The following is an 18,493-nucleotide window of genomic DNA, read 5'->3' as shown; positions in this document are numbered from 1 at the left end:
TTTTATTTTATGGATATCAAAATGAAAAAATCGCTGGTAGCTGCGGGTGTAGTGGTTGCACTGGGTATCGTCTGGACGGGCGGAGCCTGGTACACAGGAAAGAAACTCGAAACGCATCTCGCCGAGATGGTGACGCAGGCAAACGATCAGTTAAAACGCTACTCCCCTGAGGCGGGCATTGAACTGAGTTATCAAAACTACCAGCGCGGCGTTTTCAATAGCCAACTGCAGTTGGTGGTAAAACCTATCGCCGGACAGGCTGATTCCTGGCTGAAACCGGGACAAAGCATCGTCCTGAATGAAACCGTGGATCACGGTCCTTTCCCGCTGGCTCAGTTGAAATCACTGAATCTGGTTCCGGCAATGGCCTCCGTGAAAACGACGCTGGTCAATAACGACGTTACCAAACCGTTGTTTGATATTGCCAAAGGTGAGACGCCATTCATCATTAACTCCCGTATTGGCTACAGTGGCGATACCCGTTCCGCTCTCTCTCTCAAGCCACTGAACTATGAGAAAGGCGATGAAAAAGTGGCCTTCAGCGGCGGCGAGTTCCAGTTTACGGCTGACAAAGACGGCAATGCTGTATCGCTGACTGGCGAAGCACAAAGTGGCCTGGTTAATGCGGTCAATGAGTACGATCAGAAAGTACAGGTTACTTTTAATAACCTGAAAACTGAAGGTTCCAGCAGTATCGCCAGCTTTGGTGAGCGCATCGGAGACCAGAAATTGTCACTCGAAAAACTGTCGATTTCAGTCGAGGGTAAAGAACTGGCGGTACTGGAAGGTATGGGTATCGATGGCAAATCCGATCTGATCAACGATGGCAAAACCGTAAACAGCCAGCTGGATTACACCCTGAACAGTCTTAAACTTCAGGGCCAGGATATGGGAAGCGGTAAACTGACGCTGAAAGTGGGCCAGATAGACGGTGAAGCGCTGCACCAGTTCAGCCAGCAGTATAGCGCCCAAACCAAAGCGCTGATGTCACAGATTGACGTGGTGCAAAATCCTGAGCTTTATCAGCAGAAAGTCACCGAAGCCTTCTTCAATGCACTGCCAATTCTGATGAAAGGCGAGCCGGTCATTACTATTGCCCCGCTGAGCTGGAAGAACGCAAAAGGTGAAACCGCATTTAATCTGTCCCTGCTGCTAAAAGATCCGACCGCAAACTCCGTGGAGCCGCAAACGCTGGCGCAGGAAGTGGATCGCTCCGTCAAATCACTGGACGCTAAACTGACAATTCCTGTCGATATGGCGACTGAGTTCATGACGCAGATTGCCAAACTGGAAGGATATCAGCAGGAAGAAGCGGCAGGTCTGGCGAAGCAACAGGTTAATGGCCTGGCGGCGATGGGTCAGATGTTCCGTATTACGACGCTGCAGGACAACGTTATCGGCTCCAGCCTGCAATATTCAAACGGCCAGGTAACGCTGAACGGACAAAAAATGCCGCTGGATGAGTTTGTTGGCATGTTCGGTATGCCTTCTCTTACACAGCCGGACGTTCCTGCCATCCCGCAGCAGTAATCACTGTTTTATGACTGGCCCGATAGCGTTGCTTATCGGGCTTTTTTTATTTCGCTGCCACCAGCCGAGCGGAAAGAGTCAGATTGCGTGAATGGCCTTCATCGTGGCCAATGCGTTGGAGCATGCGTTCAGCAAGGGTATATCCCATTTCACGAGCGGGCGTACAGGCCCAAATAATAGGGATATCGTCCAGCGCGTTTTCTGCCACATCGGCGAATCCGGCCAACGATATTTGCTGTTCGAAATAACGATCTACGCCAATTTCACCACTCTGACGTCCAGCTCTCATCAGGCCGAACCAGGCGCCTATGGCGATTATTTCGTTGTAGCACACTACCGCGCTGATTGTCGGATTGCGACGCAACAGCGCTGTCACCTCTTCAGCGGCCTGCTTCTGGCTGGATGAACACTCCAGCACCCAGTCGCTATGGAACGGTAAACCATATTTTAGCAACGTGGCACAATAGCCGCCGACGCGCTCTGCGCGGGTCAATGAAGAACTCTGCCCCCCCAGCCAGGCAATACGCTGGTGCCCGTGGCGGATAAGATGTTCAACTAATAACTGGGCAGCCTGCATGTTATCGGGTCTGACGGTGTCAACCTCATCCATGTAGCTGGCGCGTGATGCAAATACTACCGGGATCCCTTTGTCAGCGGCCAGTTGTTGCAGCGCGTCACTGCTGCCGGCAGCTCCGGCAATGACCACGCCATCCACCCCTTGATTGAGCAACATCGCGAAACGCTGCGCCAGCTGTTCGCCATCTTTACCACCATGCAGTAAAAAGACCATGCGCCCCTGCGCTTCTAACGCTTCCGTCAGCCCCGCCGTCAGCTCTGCGTAAAACGGCGTAGACAGATCGCGCACAATCAGACCAATTACCCCGCTCTGCCCGCCACGCAGCGCTGATGCCTGGCGGTTACGCACAAACCCCAGTTGCTCAATAGCAGCATTAACTCGTTCGCCGGTCGCTGATGAAATTCGCCCTTTTCCACTGAGCACTAATGAGACGGTACTGACCGAAACCCCTGCAGCCAGCGCAACATCATGGATGGTTATTTTTTTGGCTATAGCCATAAAAACAGAAAACTCCCTGATAACGTGACGGATAAAACGTTTTATCAATCACTTATATTTATACGCCCTATTATCGTTCGATAATGTGATTTATACCGCACTAAAATTAGGTAAAACGTTTTATCTTCTCGCCATCATTAGTCAGCCAGCTTTAACAAGGAGTCGTTTGATGACGACGAGAACCACACCAAAAATAACGTTATGGGAATTTTTCCAGCAGTTGGGCAAAACCTTTATGTTGCCCGTAGCACTGCTCTCATTTTGCGGGATCATGTTGGGGATCGGCAGCTCGTTAAGCAGCCATGATGTTCTGACGCTGATCCCGGCGTTGGGAAACCCTGTGCTTCAGGCCATCTTCACCTGGATGAGCAAAGTTGGCTCGTTTGCGTTTAGCTTCCTGCCGGTCATGTTCTGTATTGCCATTCCTCTGGGCCTGGCGCGCGAGAACAAAGGTGTTGCTGCGTTTGCCGGTTTTGTCGGTTATGCGGTCATGAACCTTGCCGTCAACTTCTGGTTAACTGCCAAAGGTATCTTACCCACCACAGATGCGGCGATCCTCAAAGCCAACAACGTGCAAAACATTTTGGGGATCCAGTCGATCGACACGGGGATCCTCGGCGCGGTTATTGCCGGGATCATCGTTTGGATGCTGCATGAACGCTTCCACAACATTCGTCTGCCGGACGCGCTGGCCTTCTTCGGCGGTACCCGTTTTGTGCCTATTATCTCTTCAGTGGTGATGGGTCTGGTCGGCCTGGTCATTCCCCTGATTTGGCCGGTTTTCGCCATGGGCATTACCGGACTCGGCCACATCATCAATAGCGCGGGAGAATTTGGTCCTATGCTGTTTGGTACCGGCGAACGCCTGCTGCTGCCTTTCGGCCTGCATCATATTCTGGTGGCATTGATTCGCTTCACCGAAGCTGGCGGCACGCAGGAAGTCTGTGGTCACAGCGTAAGCGGCGCACTGACTATTTTTCAGGCTCAACTGAGCTGCCCAACAACCCAGGGGTTCTCTGAAAGCGCCACTCGCTTCCTGTCCCAGGGTAAAATGCCGGCGTTCCTCGGTGGTTTACCGGGCGCGGCATTAGCCATGTACCACTGCGCACGTCCTGAGAATCGTCATAAGATTAAAGGGTTATTAATCTCTGGTTTGATCGCCTGTGTCATTGGCGGTACCACTGAACCCCTCGAGTTCTTATTCCTGTTCGTCGCCCCGGTACTGTATGTGATCCACGCCCTGCTTACCGGTCTTGGCTTCACCGTGATGGCGGTGCTTGGCGTCACAATCGGTAACACGGACGGTAACCTGATTGACTTCGTGGTGTTCGGTATCCTGCACGGATTGTCCACCAAGTGGTACCTGGTTCCTGTTGTGGCGGCTATTTGGTTCGCGGTGTATTACGTTATCTTCCGCTTCGCTATCACGCGCTTTAATCTCAAAACACCGGGTCGTGAAGTCGAAATTGCCAGCAATATCGAAAAAGTCATGGCTGGAGCGCCGGGTAAATCGGGTTACAACGTCCCCGCCATTCTGGCGGCGCTCGGCGGCGCGGAAAACATAGTCAGCCTGGATAACTGCATCACCCGTCTGCGCTTGTCAGTAAAAGATATGTCGCTTGTTAACGTACAGGCTCTGAAGGACAATCGAGCCATTGGCGTAGTACAACTCAATCAGCATAACCTCCAGGTGGTTATCGGCCCACAGGTCCAGTCGGTAAAAGACGAGATCGCGGTTCTGATGAATACCGTACAGGCGTAAGGACAACATTATGTTTGATTTCTCAAAGGTTGTGGACAGACACGGTACCTGGTGTACCCAGTGGGATTACGTTGCCGACCGTTTTGGTTCAGCAGACCTGCTGCCGTTCACCATTTCCGATATGGATTTTGCCACCGCACCTTGCATTCTGGAGGCGCTGACTCAGCGCCTGTCACATGGCGTGTTGGGTTACAGCCGCTGGAAAAATGATGAATTTCTGGCGGCGATTAGCCACTGGTTTCTCTCGCGTCATAATACCCAAATTGATCCTCAATCGCTGGTTTATGGCCCCTCGGTCATCTATATGGTGTCGGAGCTGATTCGCCAGTGGTCCTCAGCAGGCGATGCGGTGGTGATTCATACGCCAGCTTACGACGCGTTTTACAAAGCGATTGAAGGTAATCAGCGCCAGGTGCGCGCTGTCGGACTGGAAAAACGCGCTGACGGTTGGTTTTGCGACATGGCTGCGTTGGAGCAAGCCCTGTCCCTATCTGAAAGCAAAATTCTCCTGCTTTGCAGCCCGCACAATCCAACCGGTAAGGTATGGACGCGCGACGAACTGGAAACCATGGCGGAACTGTGTCAGCGCCACGGTGTAAAAGTCATCTCTGATGAGATCCATATGGATATGGTATGGGCAGACCAGCCGCACATCCCGTGGAGCAACGTCGCGCGCGACAGCTGGACGCTGTTCACCTCCGGTTCAAAGAGTTTCAATATTCCGGCATTAACCGGGGCTTACGGAATCATTGAGGATGCGCAAAGCCGTAACGATTATCTCAGCGCGTTAAAAGGCCGCGATGGCCTTTCCTCGCCTGCGGTGTTGGCGCTTACTGCACATATTGCAGCCTACCAGCAAGGCGCTAGCTGGCTTGATGCGCTACGCGATTACCTTGCCAGTAATCTGCACTTTGTTGCCCGTGAGCTAAATAGTGCATTCCCTGAGCTAAACTGGCAGGTTCCGCAATCCACCTATCTGGCATGGATTGACCTGCGCCCGCTCAATATTGATGACCACGCGCTGCAGGATGCGCTCATCCACCAGCAGAAAGTCGCCATCATGCCGGGATACACTTACGGAGAAGAAGGCCGCGGTTTTGTACGCCTCAATGCCGGATGCCCGCGCTCCAAGCTTGAAAAAGGCGTTCAGGGTTTGATTAACGCCATCCGCACAATACGTTAAATAGTAAAGTAAAAGATCGCCACTTGGGCGATCTTTTACTCATTATTAGTTGGTAATTTTCATATGCAGCTGGAATGCGTTGGTTTTCCCTTCATCTTTCGCCGCGCCTTTTTGATATATTCTGATAGTATACTTACCGCTGGCAGGCAGCGTATTTTTATAAGTATCACCGCTCATCATGCCATCAAAAATGAATTGATCGCCCGGTGCAATAATACTCATGAAAGGATGAGGCCAGGCGCTTTTCAGCACTGCTTGCAGGGTCTGCCCTTTTTTGGCGACAAACGTATAATCTTTTGTTTTATCACCCGTAATTGTACCCTTGATATCTGCCCCGCTGGTGCCTTTTTTAAACTGGATCACATGCGTTTCATCCGCTTTATACGCCGCATGCGCAGGTACAGTTGCCAAAAGCAAACCTCCACAGAACATTGTACTGATAATTAACTTTACACTTTTCACTTTATTAATACCCTCAGTCATTATTGTGTTTTTTATAACATACCTCGCTGTGCATTCATAAATGGGAAAGTGTCCATTTTTCGCTATTAGCAATGTTATCCAATTAATATTTGAATAAATTAACACTGAAAGGCAGTGATTAAATAAAATCGAGGGAAATAATCTTAAAAAAAGAACAAATCCGCCATTAAACACATGCTGTAGAAAATGCGTTATTGCTAACTTTACGCCTGTCTTACCACCGCCAGGCAAAAGCATGCTGGTACGATCTGCCGGAACCCCATTCTGTTGATGCGTTGGCAGCATGGCGAGCAATTTTGCACCACTTGCTTCCCTCACACCCCGAACTCTGCACTGTTTTTTTTAAAGTTTTTAGAGGAACATTTTTCTGTTGTATAATGGCCTGCACTTTACCTAAAAACACGAGTGCGACCATGATTGATACTTCTCTCCCCCTGACCGACGTCCATCGCCACCTTGATGGTAACATCCGTGCCCAAACGATCCTGGATCTGGGTCGTCAGTTCAACTTGACGCTTCCGGCGCAAACGCTGGAAACGCTGATCCCTCATGTGCAAGTCACATCAACTGAGCCGGATTTAGTGAGCTTTTTATCCAAGCTCGACTGGGGCGTGAAGGTTCTGGCCTCGCTGGATGCCTGTCGCCGCGTGGCATTTGAGAATATTGAGGATGCGGCACGTAACGGTCTGCACTATGTAGAATTACGTTTTTCTCCAGGCTATATGGCGATGGCGCATCAGCTTCCCGTCGCGGGCGTGGTTGAAGCCGTCATTGCCGGCGTACGCGAAGGTTGCAAGACCTTTGGCGTTGAAGCACGCTTAATTGGCATTATGAGTCGTACCTTCGGCGAAGCTGCCTGTCTGCAGGAACTGGATGCGCTGTTAGCCCACCGCGACCATATTACGGCACTGGATCTGGCTGGTGATGAACTGGGGTTCCCGGGCAGTCTGTTCCTGTCACACTTCAACCAGGCACGAGACGCCGGCTGGCGTATCACCGTGCATGCGGGCGAAGCTGCGGGCCCCGAAAGCATCTGGCAGGCCATTAAAGAGCTGGGCGCTGAACGTATTGGTCACGGCGTTAAAGCCGTAGAAGATCGCGCGTTGATGGATTATCTCGCCGAGCACCGTATCGGCATCGAATCCTGCCTGACATCAAATATTCAGACCAGCACCGTTGCCTCTCTGGCGGCCCATCCGCTGAAAACGTTCCTCGAGCATGGGGTGTTAGCCAGTTTGAATACGGACGACCCGGCTGTTCAGGGGGTGGATATTATTCACGAGTACACCATTGCCGCACCAGCAGCAGGCCTTACGCGCGAACAGATCCGCCAGGCGCAAATCAACGGTCTGGAAATGGCATTCCTGAGTAACGAAGAAAAACGTGCCTTGCGTGAGAAAGTCGCCGCAGCGTAACGATAAAGTGCCGGATGGCGTAACGCTTATCCGGCATTAGTTCAATCAGGCAAGGCACAGCGTCGAACGATGTTTTGCGGATTCGATACCCAGCTCAATCAGCTCCATAATTTGGATAGCCTGTCTTGCCGGGACCGGGTTCTCACCGTTACCGTTTAGCGCATCACGAATGCCAGCATAGTACGCCGGATAGTTACCCGGTACGGTAAGCCAGGTTTCTTCAACCTGCTCTTCACCTTCTATTCGCGTCAATACGCCATCGCGCATGTCATAACCCCAGTCTTCCTGAGGCAACCGCTCGCCATTTTTCAAACGCTCTTCCTGCGGGTCAAGACCATACTTCACATAGCTGCCGCGCGATCCGTGCACAATATAACGGGCCGATTCTGCGGCAGCGAGCATGGTACCGTGTAGAATCACTCGCCGCTGCGGATACGTCAGGATGGCATGAAAGTAATCCGTCGCCTGCGCACCGGGGCGCAGTTGGGCGAGGTCTACCGTCAGGCTGACGGGCAAACCAAACAGATTAATCGCCTGATCCAAAAGATGCGGTGCTAAATCGTACCAGATGCCGCTTCCCGGGCCGCCCTGTTCACGCCAGCGGTCACGAACCTGCGGGCGAAAACGATCGAAATGAGATTCAAAATACGCAACCTCCCCCAAAACGCCATCCGCCAACAAGGCTTTCAGCGTCAGGAAATCACTGTCCCAGCGACGGTTATGGAACACAGATAATACGCGCCCGAGGCTGCGCGCCAGCGCATCCAGCTCACGAGCTTGTGACAGTGTCACGGTGAAAGGCTTATCAACAACCACATGTTTGCCCGCTTCCAGCGCGGCCTTCGCTAACGGGAAGTGCGTGTCATTAGGCGTGGGGATCACTATCAGGTCGATATTGGGATCGTTAAAAAGATGTTTAGGCTCGGCAACAACCGCCACCGTAGGCCAGTCTGCCTTCACTTTTGCTTCATCACTACTGGAAACCGCAGCCAGTTCCAGGCCCGGTGTGCCCACAATCAGGGGGGCATGGAAGGTTTTGCTGGCATAACCATAGCCAATTAGCCCAACGCGGATGTTGTCACTCATGTTATTGCCTCTCAATTCAGGACAGACCTATTTCACACCATACCTTGCAACGTCTCAATAGTTTAATAACCTTTGCGCTACAAAGGTCGTTTCTTAACTTAAGTCAAACATATGCCACTTACGCTTAACTTGCAGCGAAAAAGAGGTAGAAATCGTTCCCAATCATCTTGCTGTATTAATGAGAGATTAGTAACATTTGCAGCCTGTGTTTAAGGATAAATCAAAGCAAATGTCATCAGTAATGAATCGTCTTATTGAATTAACAGGTTGGATTGTTCTCGCCGTCTCCGTAATCCTGCTGGGTGTTGCCAATCATATTGACAATTACCAGCCACCGGAGCCCGTTGCTGCTGTGCAGAAGAAATAAGCGTCGGTAGTCGTTTATTCCCGGCAATTCACATGTAGTAGCTGCAAGGTTTGGCTGCAAAAGATCGAATTCTGTCAAAAAAAGCGAATTAGGCCGCATCCCGCTCCGCCGCATATTGCCTGCTGTGGCGAAGCGGGTTACCCTTGCTGCAGGTGCGTATAGCGCCTGCTTTTTCACAGGTATGAACACTCTTCTTACACTTGCACGTAAATCCGCTTTTACCTGTGCACGTTGTTTATTTTTATATTTTCTACTCCGTTGGTATTATTTTATTTATATGGATCTGCATTTATGACTGTTCAGGATTACTTATTAAAATTCCGCAAAATCAGTTCACTCGATAGTCTGGAAAAACTGTTCGACCATCTTAACTACACGCTTACTGACGATAGCGACATTATCAATATGTACCGTGCCGCAGACCATCGCCGTGCGGAGCTTATCTCGGGAGGTCGTCTGTTTGATGTCGGTCAGGTACCTAAATCAGTCTGGCATTACGTGCAATAAAGAAGAAAGTAGCGCTCAACGTTAAAAGCTTTATAATAATTGCCCCAAAATGAATGGCATGATTGATTGCGCGCGTAAACCTGGAGAAGAGATGACTACCACACCGGCACAACGTATCGGAGGCTGGCTCCTTGGGCCACTGGCCTGGCTGTTAGTCGCGTTGTTGAGCGCTTCGCTGGCGTTACTACTTTATGTCACTGCGCTGGCTACACCGCAAACCTTCAAAATGCTGGGTGAACAAAGTTCGGCCAATTTGCTGTTATGGGGCGTTTCCTTTATTACCGCGATCGCCATGTGGTATTACACGCTGTGGCTGACGATTGCGTTTTTCAAACGCAGAGCCTGTGTGCCTAAACATTATATTCTGTGGCTGCTGATCTCCGTGTTGCTGGCGATTAAAGCGTTTGCGTTTTCACCGGTCCCGGACGCCTTTGCCGTGCGCCAACTGCTGTTCCCATTACTGGCTGCAGCACTGCTGGTGCCCTACTTCAAACGATCGCAGCGCGTTAAATCGACGTTTGTGAACCCGTAATAACCCTACAGTTAACCTGTTGTCGCCTGTTGTAGATTGTCAGATAATAGGCGGCTTTTTTATTTCAGGCCGAAAAATGACTGATTACCTGCTGCTGTTTGTCGGAACTGTACTGGTCAATAACTTTGTACTGGTCAAGTTTCTGGGCCTTTGCCCGTTTATGGGTGTTTCCAAAAAACTGGAAACCGCAATGGGTATGGGCCTTGCCACGACGTTTGTCATGACACTGGCATCCATTTGCGCATGGCTGATTGATACCTGGATCCTAATCCCGCTCAATCTCATCTATCTGCGCACGCTGGCTTTTATTCTGGTTATCGCCGTCGTGGTGCAATTTACCGAGATGGTTGTACGCAAAACCAGCCCTGCACTTTACCGCCTGCTGGGGATCTTCCTTCCGTTGATCACCACTAACTGCGCGGTATTGGGTGTAGCGCTACTGAACATCAACCTCGGTCATAACTTTTTACAGTCGGCGCTATACGGTTTTTCTGCCGCAGTCGGCTTCTCGCTGGTGATGGTACTGTTCGCAGCAATTCGCGAACGTCTCGCCGTGGCGGACGTCCCTGCGCCATTTCGCGGGAATGCGATTGCGCTGATTACCGCCGGTTTAATGTCATTGGCCTTTATGGGCTTTAGTGGTTTGGTGAAGTTGTAATGAATGCTATCTGGATTGCCGTTGCCGCAGTGAGTCTACTGGGTCTGGCGTTCGGCGCTATTTTGGGTTATGCCTCACGACGTTTCGCCGTTGAAGATGATCCGGTTGTGGAGAAAATTGATGAAATTCTCCCGCAAAGCCAGTGTGGACAATGTGGCTATCCGGGCTGTCATCCTTACGCTGAAGCGATCGGCGCTCAGGGTGAAAAAATTAACCGTTGCGCCCCCGGTGGCGAAGCGGTGATGTTAAAAATTGCCGCCCTGCTGAACGTCGATCCGCAGCCGATTGATGGTGATGAACAAGACGTTACGCCCGTGCGTATGCTGGCGGTCATTGATGAAAATAACTGTATCGGTTGCACAAAGTGCATTCAGGCCTGCCCGGTTGATGCGATTGTGGGTGCGACGCGCGCCATGCATACGGTAATGAGCGATCTCTGCACCGGGTGCAACCTGTGCGTTGATCCGTGCCCAACGCAATGTATCGAATTACGTCCGGTAGCCGAAACACCAGATAGCTGGAAATGGGATTTAAACACCATTCCTGTGCGCATCATTCCCGTGGAACAACATGTTTAAGTTATTCTCTGCATTCAGAAAAAACAAAATCTGGGACTTTGATGGCGGCATTCATCCACCAGAAATGAAAACCCAGTCAAACGGCACGCCGTTGCGGCAGGTTCCGCTGGCGCCACGCTTTGTTATTCCGCTGAAGCAACATATTGGCGCGGAAGGTGAGCTGTGCGTAAACGTGGGTGATACCGTACTGCGAGGTCAGGCGTTAACCCTCGGGCGAGGCAAAATGCTTCCGGTCCATGCACCAACGTCAGGCACCGTTGTTGCCATTGCCCCGCACTCTACGGCACACCCATCTGCACTGGCTGAGTTAAGCGTTATCATAGACGCCGATGGCGAAGATCGCTGGATTGAGCGGGATGGCTGGACCGATTACCGCTCCCGCAGCCGGGAAGAGCTGATCGCGCGTATTCACCAGTTCGGCGTTGCCGGACTGGGTGGCGCAGGTTTCCCCACCGGCGTCAAACTACAGGGCGGCGGAGATAAAATTGAAACGCTGATCATCAACGCCGCTGAATGCGAGCCATACATTACGGCTGATGACCGCCTGATGCAGGACTGCGCGGCGCAGGTCGTCGAAGGTATCCGTATCCTTGCGCATATTCTTCAGCCACGCGAAATTTTGGTGGGCATCGAAGATAACAAACCGCAGGCAATTTCTATGCTGCGCGCAGTGCTGGCTGATTCACACGATATTAGCTTACGTGTGATCCCCACTAAGTATCCTTCAGGCGGGGCCAAGCAATTAACACAAATCCTGACTGGCAAGCAGGTTCCCCACGGCGGACGTTCCTCAGATATCGGTGTACTGATGCAAAACGTCGGAACCGCTTATGCCATCAAACGCGCGGTGATTGATGGTGAACCGATCACCGAGCGTGTCGTGACGCTCACTGGTGAAGCCGTCAGCCGTCCGGGCAACGTCTGGGCGCGTTTAGGCACGCCGGTTCGTCATCTGCTCAACGACGCGGGCTTCTGCCCTTCCGCCGACCAGATGGTCATTATGGGCGGACCGCTGATGGGCTTTACGCTGCCGTGGCTGGATGTACCCGTGGTAAAGATTACCAACTGTCTTCTGGCGCCCTCTGCCAGTGAAATGGGGGAAACGCCGGAAGAGAAAGGCTGCATTCGCTGTAGCGCTTGCGCCGATGCCTGCCCAGCCGATCTCCTGCCGCAGCAGCTTTATTGGTTCAGTAAAGGGCAACAGCACGACAAAGCAACGGCTCACAATATCGCCGACTGTATTGAATGCGGTGCCTGCGCCTGGGTATGCCCTAGCAACATTCCACTGGTGCAGTATTTCCGCCAGGAAAAAGCCGAGATTTACGCCATTAGTCAGGAAGAAAAACGTGCCGCCGAAGCAAAAGCACGATTCGAAGCCCGACAGGCACGCCTTGAACGAGAAAAAGCTGCACGTCTTGAACGCCACAAAAGCGCCGCTGCTCAGCCTGCAGCTAAAGATCATGATGCCATTGCCGCCGCGCTGGCTCGCGTAAAAGAAAAGCAGGCCCAGGCAATGCAGCCGGTAGTCATTCAGGCTGGCGAAAAACCTGACAATAGCGCCGTGATTGCCGCACGCGAGGCGCGTAAGGCACAAGCTCGCGCGGCCCGGACTGAAAATCCACCACAAATTGAAGGCAACAGTGCGGGTACAGATCCGCGTAAAGCCGCCGTGGAAGCGGCTATTGCTCGCGCCAAAGCCCGCAAGCTTGAGCAGCAGTCGGAAACGGAAACCGTCGAACCGGTGGATCCGCGAAAAGCCGCCGTGGAAGCGGCTATCGCCCGTGCCAAAGCCCGCAAGCTTGAGCAGCAACCGGAAACGGAAACCGTCGAACCGGTGGATCCGCGCAAAGCCGCCGTGGAAGCGGCTATCGCCCGTGCCAAAGCCCGCAAGCTTGAGCAGCAGCCGGAAGCGGAAACCGTCGAACCGGTGGATCCGCGCAAAGCCGCCGTGGAAGCGGCTATCGCCCGCGCTAAAGCCCGCAAGCTTGAGCAGCAGGCAGTAACGGAAACAGCCGAGCCAGTTGATCCGCGTAAAGCCGCCGTCGCGGCCGCTATCGCACGCGCTCAGGCAAAGAAAGCCGCACAGCAGCAGGTTGTAAACGAGGAATAAATGGTATTCAGAATAGCAAGCTCCCCTTATACCCATAACCAGCGCCAGACATCGCGTATCATGATGCTGGTGTTACTTGCTGCATTGCCGGGGATCGCCGCTCAGCTGTGGTTTTTTGGCTGGGGAACGTTGTTCCAGATAGTTCTGGCAGCCGTCAGCGCTATCGCTGCCGAAGCGGGCGTACTTAAACTGCGTAAACAGCCTATTGTCACGGTATTAAAAGACAACTCTGCATTACTCACCGGGCTGCTACTGGCGGTGAGTATTCCCCCGCTCGCCCCCTGGTGGATGGTGGTTTTAGGCACGGTATTCGCCGTTATCATCGCTAAGCAACTGTATGGCGGCCTCGGCCAGAACCCGTTTAACCCTGCCATGATTGGTTACGTCGTACTGCTTATCTCATTTCCGGTACAGATGACCAGTTGGCTGCCGCCGCATGAAATTGCGGCTACTGTGCCTGGGTTCTTTGACGCCCTTAACGTTATCTTTAGTGGACATACCGCCAGCGGCGGGGATATGAACACGTTGCGTATGGGCATTGATGGTATCAGTCAGGCAACGCCTCTCGACACCTTTAAGACTTCGCTGCATGCGGGACATACTGTTGAGCAGGTGATGCAATACCCAATCTACAGCGGCATGCTTGCAGGCGCTGGCTGGCAGTGGGTTAACCTTGCCTGGCTGGTCGGCGGTGTCATACTGTTATGGCAGAAAGCGATTCGCTGGCATATCCCGGTTAGCTTCCTGCTGTCGCTTGCGGTTTGCGCAACTTTAGGCTGGATTTTCTCGCCAGAATCGCTGGCCTCACCTCAGTTGCACCTCCTTTCCGGCGCGACCATGTTAGGTGCATTTTTTATTCTTACCGATCCCGTTACAGCATCAACCACCAACCGTGGCCGTCTGATTTTTGGCGCGCTTGCAGGCCTGCTCGTGTGGTTGATTCGCAGTTTTGGCGGTTATCCTGATGGCGTCGCTTTTGCCGTTTTACTGGCAAATATCACGGTTCCGCTGATTGATTATTACACTCGCCCTCGCGTGTACGGACATCGCTAAGGATTCCCTATGCTGAAAACGATTCGTAAACACGGTATTACACTGGCGCTATTTGCTGCGGGCTCGACGGGGTTAACCGCGGCAATCAATCAATTAACTAAGTCCACTATTGATGAACAGGCCGCGCTGCAGCAAAAAGCGCTGTTCGATCAGGTTCTGCCTGGCGATCGCTACAATAATAACTTGTCTGAGAGTTGTTATCTGGTCGATGCGCCAGCGTTGGGCAAAGGCAGTCACCGGGTGTATATTGCCCGCCAGGACGATCGCCCCGTTGCAGCAGTTCTTGAAGCTACGGCGCCAGATGGTTATTCCGGGGCTATTCAACTGCTGGTTGGCGTCGATTTTACCGGTACCGTGTTGGGTACGCGGGTGACCGAGCATCATGAAACGCCAGGACTGGGCGATAAAATCGAACTGCGACTGTCCGATTGGATAACCCACTTTAGCGGCAAAACGATCGCGGCGGGTAATGATTCCCACTGGGCGGTGAAAAAAGACGGCGGAGACTTTGACCAGTTTACAGGTGCCACCATTACACCGCGTGCGGTAGTGAATGCAGTAAAACGCGCCGGTTTGTATGCGCAGACGCTACCCGCGCAACTTCCTCAACTTAGCGCCTGTGGAGAATAAACCATGAGCGAAATTAAAGACGTTATTGTCCAGGGGTTATGGAAAAATAACTCCGCGCTTGTGCAGCTACTCGGGATGTGTCCGCTGTTGGCCGTCACCTCTACTGCCACTAATGCGCTGGGTCTGGGACTCGCGACTACGCTCGTCCTGACGTTGACGAACCTGACGATTTCAGCACTTCGTCGCTGGACACCGCCAGAAATTCGTATTCCGATTTATGTCATGATCATCGCCTCCGTGGTGAGCGCGGTGCAGATGTTGATCAATGCCTACGCTTTTGGACTGTATCAGTCTCTGGGCATCTTTATCCCGCTGATTGTGACCAACTGTATTGTTGTTGGTCGTGCGGAAGCCTTCGCCGCCAAAAAGGGACCTGCGTTATCCGCACTCGATGGTTTCTCCATCGGCATGGGCGCAACAGGTGCCATGTTTGTTCTGGGCTCGCTGCGTGAAATAATTGGTAACGGTACACTATTTGATGGCGCAGACGGTTTGTTGGGTAGTTGGGCCAAAGTCTTGCGCGTTGAGATCTTCCATACTGATACGCCATTTCTGCTGGCCATGCTGCCACCGGGCGCGTTTATTGGCCTGGGTCTGATGCTGGCAGTGAAGTATCTGATTGATGAGAAAATGAAGAAACGTCGTGCCGAGGCGGCTGTCGCGGACAGTCCCGTGGGTGAAACAGGGAATGTGTAATGAACAAAGCAAAACGTCTGGAAATACTGACGCGCCTGCGTGATAACAATCCGCATCCGACAACCGAGCTTAATTTTACATCGCCGTTTGAACTGCTGATTTCGGTCTTGCTCTCCGCGCAGGCCACCGATGTCAGCGTCAATAAAGCGACGGCTAAGCTGTACCCCGTCGCTAATACCCCTGCCGCGATGCTGGAGCTCGGCGTTGAAGGTGTTAAGTCCTACATCAAGACAATTGGTTTGTTTAACAGCAAAGCGGAGAATGTGATTAAAACCTGCCGCATTCTGCTGGAACAACATAATGGTGAAGTGCCTGAAGACCGTGCCGCATTAGAAGCCCTGCCCGGAGTTGGACGAAAAACTGCAAATGTAGTGTTAAATACCGCCTTTGGCTGGCCCACTATCGCCGTAGATACACATATTTTTCGCGTCTGTAATCGTACGCAATTCGCTCCGGGTAAAAACGTTGAGCAGGTTGAAGAGAAACTGCTGAAGGTTGTACCCAGTGAATTTAAAGTCGATTGCCATCACTGGTTAATTCTTCATGGCCGCTACACCTGCATAGCCCGAAAGCCGCGCTGCGGTTCCTGTATTATCGAAGATCTCTGCGAATTCAAAGAGAAAGTCGATATCTGATGCTGCCGGGGCATCCTGTTCGCCCCTCGCACGCATAACGATTAGTTATGCACTCCCCTGAGTTTCTTTTGCCGACAATGATGCCGCTCTGGCGCTCATATCTAATGTAATATTCTTGTGAATTATCACCTGAGCAGGTTAATCGTTTTTTTAGCAAAAGAAATTTCTATCTATACGTGATCCAGATCACCCAGATAACACAATGTTAATAATTTTTTATTTTTCAGTTAAAGTGACAATCAGATGACCTAACTGAACAGTTTCTAAACAAAACATTACACTGGCTATTTTTCAGATAATGGCCTATATCACTGGATTCAACCTTAAATAGCAGAACATATCGCCGCATTGCGGTTTATGGCCTGATTAAACAGTGTAAAAATCTGCCATTTTTCAAATGAAGAAATTTAACGCTAGATAACATTTCGCAGCCCCGACGATTTCACCAGTCATGATATATGTAACAGATTATTACAAAGCACTTGTCTGAAGGGTCAAGATAGTGAACATTACTTGCCGTTTCCCCTCCCACTATAACAATCGGACGGATGAACTTGACTCATCACGTACCTGAACACCCCCGTTGATATGGGATGTAAAAAAAGAGGTAAAAGTGTCTACTGCAAACAATAAACCAACAGAAAGCGTGAGTTTAAACGCCTTCAAACAACCAAAAGCGTTCTATCTCATTTTCTCTATTGAGCTGTGGGAACGTTTTGGTTATTACGGCCTGCAAGGGATTATGGCCGTCTACCTGGTTAAACAGCTGGGTATGTCAGAAGCGGATTCCATCACCCTTTTCTCGTCCTTTAGCGCCCTGGTGTACGGTCTGGTTGCCATTGGCGGCTGGTTAGGTGATAAAGTTCTGGGAACAAAACGCGTCATTATGCTCGGTGCCGTTGTCCTGGCCATCGGTTATGCACTGGTTGCATGGTCCGGTCATGATGCGGGTATCGTTTATATGGGCATGGCGGCCATCGCGGTCGGTAACGGCCTGTTTAAAGCAAACCCATCCTCCCTGCTCTCTACCTGCTATGCCAAAGATGACCCGCGTCTTGATGGTGCATTTACTATGTACTACATGTCCGTCAACATCGGTTCATTCTTCTCTATGCTGGCAACGCCGTGGTTAGCTGCGCGTTACGGCTGGAGCACCGCGTTCGCCCTGAGCGTCGTAGGTATGCTGATTACCGTTGTTAACTTCGCATTCTGCCAGCGCTGGGTTAAACAGTACGGTTCTAAACCTGACTTTGAGCCGATCAACTTCCGTAACCTGCTGCTGACTATTGCTGGCGTTGTGGTACTGATCGCCATTGCAACCTGGTTGCTGCACAACCAGCAGATCGCACGTATGGTTCTGGGCGTCATTGCGCTGGGTATCGTATTTATCTTCGGTAAAGAAGCCTTCACCATGCACGGTGCTGCACGTCGTAAAATGATCGTCGCCTTCATTCTGATGCTTGAAGCGATTATCTTCTTCGTACTGTACAGCCAGATGCCGACCTCACTGAACTTCTTCGCGATTCGTAACGTTGAGCACTCTATTCTTGGTATTGCTTTCGAACCTGAGCAGTATCAGGCGCTGAACCCGTTCTGGATCATCATTGGTAGCCCAATCCTCGCCGCTATCTATAACAAGATGGGCGATACCCTGCCAATGCCGACTAAGTTTGCGATTGGTATGGTGCTGTGTTCCGGTGCGTTCCTGATCCTGCCGCTGGGCGCGAAATTCGCTACCGACGCGGGCATCGTATCCGTTAACTGGCTGATCATCTGCTATGGTCTGCAAAGTATCGGTGAACTGATGATCTCCGGTCTGGGTCTGGCAATGGTGGCACAGTTGGTACCGCAACGCCTGATGGGCTTCATCATGGGTAGCTGGTTCCTGACCACTGCCGGTGCAAACATCATCGGTGGTTACGTCGCTAACATGATGGCTGTACCAGAGAACGTGACTGACCCGCTGATGTCCCTTGAAGTCTACGGTCGTGTGTTCCTGCAGATTGGTGTTGCAACGGCGGTTATCGCTGTTCTGATGCTGCTGACGGCGCCAAAACTGAATCGTATGACTCAGGACGATGACGTCAATGAGAAAGCCTCTAAGGCCGCGACAGCGTAATTCTCAGGGAAACTCATTTTCAGGCCGCTAACTGATGTTAGCGGCTTTTTTTTTGCCTGAGCTAGCACTACCAT

Annotated in this window: 18 protein-coding genes; 15 read left to right on the top strand and 3 right to left on the bottom strand. The window is 51.7% G+C overall.

From position 1 onward, the window contains the following. Positions 1-21: 21 nt before the first annotated feature. The gene (locus WHR59_RS11600; protein ID WP_100194943.1) at positions 22-1,530 is read left to right on the top strand and encodes a YdgA family protein; all 1,509 of its coding nucleotides are present in this window, start codon (positions 22-24) and stop codon (positions 1,528-1,530) included. 46 nt (positions 1,531-1,576) lie between these two features. On the opposite strand, the gene WHR59_RS11595 is transcribed toward WHR59_RS11600, so the two are convergent. After that, positions 1,577-2,605 carry a Mal regulon transcriptional regulator MalI gene (locus WHR59_RS11595; protein WP_043016409.1) on the bottom strand — a complete coding sequence of 343 codons (1,029 nt, stop codon included), beginning with the start codon at positions 2,603-2,605 and terminating at the stop codon, positions 1,577-1,579. A gap of 169 nt (positions 2,606-2,774) precedes the next feature. Between WHR59_RS11595 and malX the strand changes: the two genes are divergently transcribed. Together malX and WHR59_RS11585 are read left to right on the top strand one after the other, a co-directional pair. Next, positions 2,775-4,367: a maltose/glucose-specific PTS transporter subunit IIBC gene (gene malX, locus WHR59_RS11590; protein WP_075146134.1), complete on the top strand. Its 1,593-nt coding sequence runs from the start codon at positions 2,775-2,777 to the stop codon at positions 4,365-4,367. Positions 4,368-4,377: 10 nt separating this feature from the next. Continuing rightward, complete coding sequence (locus tag WHR59_RS11585) at positions 4,378-5,550, top strand: MalY/PatB family protein (protein WP_338844011.1); 1,173 nt, start codon at positions 4,378-4,380, stop codon at positions 5,548-5,550. Between the two features lie 45 nt (positions 5,551-5,595). Here the strand turns inward: WHR59_RS11585 and WHR59_RS11580 are convergent, their stop codons facing one another. Then, positions 5,596-6,351 (bottom strand): hypothetical protein, encoded by a 756-nt coding sequence (locus tag WHR59_RS11580; RefSeq protein ID WP_223306641.1) that lies wholly within the window; start codon positions 6,349-6,351, stop codon positions 5,596-5,598. 95 nt (positions 6,352-6,446) lie between these two features. On the opposite strand from WHR59_RS11580, the gene add reads away from it, so the two are divergent. After that, on the top strand, positions 6,447-7,448 hold the full coding sequence (add, locus tag WHR59_RS11575) for an adenosine deaminase (protein ID WP_047413501.1): 1,002 nt from the start codon (positions 6,447-6,449) through the stop codon (positions 7,446-7,448). 45 nt (positions 7,449-7,493) lie between these two features. Here add and WHR59_RS11570 read toward each other — a convergent pair whose 3' ends face one another. After that, a complete protein-coding gene (locus tag WHR59_RS11570; RefSeq protein ID WP_043016414.1) occupies positions 7,494-8,534 on the bottom strand; it encodes an oxidoreductase in 1,041 nt (346 codons plus the stop codon). A gap of 241 nt (positions 8,535-8,775) precedes the next feature. On the opposite strand from WHR59_RS11570, the gene blr reads away from it, so the two are divergent. From blr to dtpA, 11 genes are all read left to right on the top strand, one after another. Next, entirely contained in the window at positions 8,776-8,901 is a 126-nt protein-coding gene (gene blr / locus WHR59_RS11565; protein WP_003029134.1) for a division septum protein Blr, read from the top strand. A gap of 291 nt (positions 8,902-9,192) precedes the next feature. Continuing rightward, complete coding sequence (gene ydgT, locus WHR59_RS11560) at positions 9,193-9,408, top strand: transcription modulator YdgT (protein ID WP_043016415.1); 216 nt, start codon at positions 9,193-9,195, stop codon at positions 9,406-9,408. A 91-nt stretch (positions 9,409-9,499) separates the two neighbouring features. After that, on the top strand, positions 9,500-9,940 hold the full coding sequence (locus WHR59_RS11555; protein WP_047411424.1) for a DUF2569 domain-containing protein: 441 nt from the start codon (positions 9,500-9,502) through the stop codon (positions 9,938-9,940). Between the two features lie 76 nt (positions 9,941-10,016). Further along, on the top strand, positions 10,017-10,598 hold the full coding sequence (rsxA, locus tag WHR59_RS11550; RefSeq protein WP_003029144.1) for an electron transport complex subunit RsxA: 582 nt from the start codon (positions 10,017-10,019) through the stop codon (positions 10,596-10,598). Beyond that, a complete protein-coding gene (rsxB, locus tag WHR59_RS11545; RefSeq protein WP_080625148.1) occupies positions 10,598-11,176 on the top strand; it encodes an electron transport complex subunit RsxB in 579 nt (192 codons plus the stop codon). Before rsxA ends, rsxB begins: the two co-directional genes overlap by 1 nt. Beyond that, positions 11,169-13,286, top strand: coding sequence for an electron transport complex subunit RsxC (gene rsxC / locus WHR59_RS11540; protein ID WP_172863062.1), 2,118 nt, complete (start codon positions 11,169-11,171; stop codon positions 13,284-13,286). The genes rsxB and rsxC overlap by 8 nt, the downstream gene beginning before the upstream one ends. Further along, a complete protein-coding gene (rsxD, locus tag WHR59_RS11535) occupies positions 13,287-14,339 on the top strand; it encodes an electron transport complex subunit RsxD (RefSeq protein WP_047411434.1) in 1,053 nt (350 codons plus the stop codon). It begins immediately after the preceding gene. 9 nt (positions 14,340-14,348) lie between these two features. Beyond that, positions 14,349-14,969 carry an electron transport complex subunit RsxG gene (gene rsxG / locus WHR59_RS11530; protein ID WP_043016419.1) on the top strand — a complete coding sequence of 207 codons (621 nt, stop codon included), beginning with the start codon at positions 14,349-14,351 and terminating at the stop codon, positions 14,967-14,969. Between the two features lie 3 nt (positions 14,970-14,972). Beyond that, a complete protein-coding gene (locus WHR59_RS11525) occupies positions 14,973-15,665 on the top strand; it encodes an electron transport complex subunit E (RefSeq protein WP_043016420.1) in 693 nt (230 codons plus the stop codon). After that, entirely contained in the window at positions 15,665-16,300 is a 636-nt protein-coding gene (gene nth / locus WHR59_RS11520; RefSeq protein WP_003029161.1) for an endonuclease III, read from the top strand. The genes WHR59_RS11525 and nth overlap by 1 nt, the downstream gene beginning before the upstream one ends. A 613-nt stretch (positions 16,301-16,913) precedes the next feature. Beyond that, positions 16,914-18,419 (top strand): dipeptide/tripeptide permease DtpA, encoded by a 1,506-nt coding sequence (gene dtpA / locus WHR59_RS11515; RefSeq protein WP_020996425.1) that lies wholly within the window; start codon positions 16,914-16,916, stop codon positions 18,417-18,419. Positions 18,420-18,493: the final 74 nt, after the last annotated feature.

The organism is Citrobacter europaeus, assembly GCF_037482245.1.
Lineage (GTDB): Bacteria > Pseudomonadota > Gammaproteobacteria > Enterobacterales > Enterobacteriaceae > Citrobacter > Citrobacter europaeus.
This window is presented reverse-complemented; position numbering and strand designations above follow the sequence as displayed.

Bases quoted from the DNA above. Each gene is read 5' to 3' on its own strand.
- rsxG (WP_043016419.1), top strand. From the start codon at position 14,349: ATGCTGAAAACGATTCGTAAACACGGTATTACACTGGCGCTATTTGCT.
- WHR59_RS11570 (WP_043016414.1), bottom strand. From the start codon at position 8,534: ATGAGTGACAACATCCGCGTTGGGCTAATTGGCTATGGTTATGCCAGC.
- rsxC (WP_172863062.1), top strand. From the start codon at position 11,169: ATGTTTAAGTTATTCTCTGCATTCAGAAAAAACAAAATCTGGGACTTT.
- WHR59_RS11600 (WP_100194943.1), top strand. From the start codon at position 22: ATGAAAAAATCGCTGGTAGCTGCGGGTGTAGTGGTTGCACTGGGTATC.
- WHR59_RS11555 (WP_047411424.1), top strand. From the start codon at position 9,500: ATGACTACCACACCGGCACAACGTATCGGAGGCTGGCTCCTTGGGCCA.
- ydgT (WP_043016415.1), top strand. From the start codon at position 9,193: ATGACTGTTCAGGATTACTTATTAAAATTCCGCAAAATCAGTTCACTC.
- WHR59_RS11525 (WP_043016420.1), top strand. From the start codon at position 14,973: ATGAGCGAAATTAAAGACGTTATTGTCCAGGGGTTATGGAAAAATAAC.
- malX (WP_075146134.1), top strand. From the start codon at position 2,775: ATGACGACGAGAACCACACCAAAAATAACGTTATGGGAATTTTTCCAG.
- WHR59_RS11585 (WP_338844011.1), top strand. From the start codon at position 4,378: ATGTTTGATTTCTCAAAGGTTGTGGACAGACACGGTACCTGGTGTACC.
- rsxA (WP_003029144.1), top strand. From the start codon at position 10,017: ATGACTGATTACCTGCTGCTGTTTGTCGGAACTGTACTGGTCAATAAC.
- rsxB (WP_080625148.1), top strand. From the start codon at position 10,598: ATGAATGCTATCTGGATTGCCGTTGCCGCAGTGAGTCTACTGGGTCTG.
- nth (WP_003029161.1), top strand. From the start codon at position 15,665: ATGAACAAAGCAAAACGTCTGGAAATACTGACGCGCCTGCGTGATAAC.
- blr (WP_003029134.1), top strand. From the start codon at position 8,776: ATGAATCGTCTTATTGAATTAACAGGTTGGATTGTTCTCGCCGTCTCC.
- add (WP_047413501.1), top strand. From the start codon at position 6,447: ATGATTGATACTTCTCTCCCCCTGACCGACGTCCATCGCCACCTTGAT.
- rsxD (WP_047411434.1), top strand. From the start codon at position 13,287: ATGGTATTCAGAATAGCAAGCTCCCCTTATACCCATAACCAGCGCCAG.
- WHR59_RS11595 (WP_043016409.1), bottom strand. From the start codon at position 2,605: ATGGCTATAGCCAAAAAAATAACCATCCATGATGTTGCGCTGGCTGCA.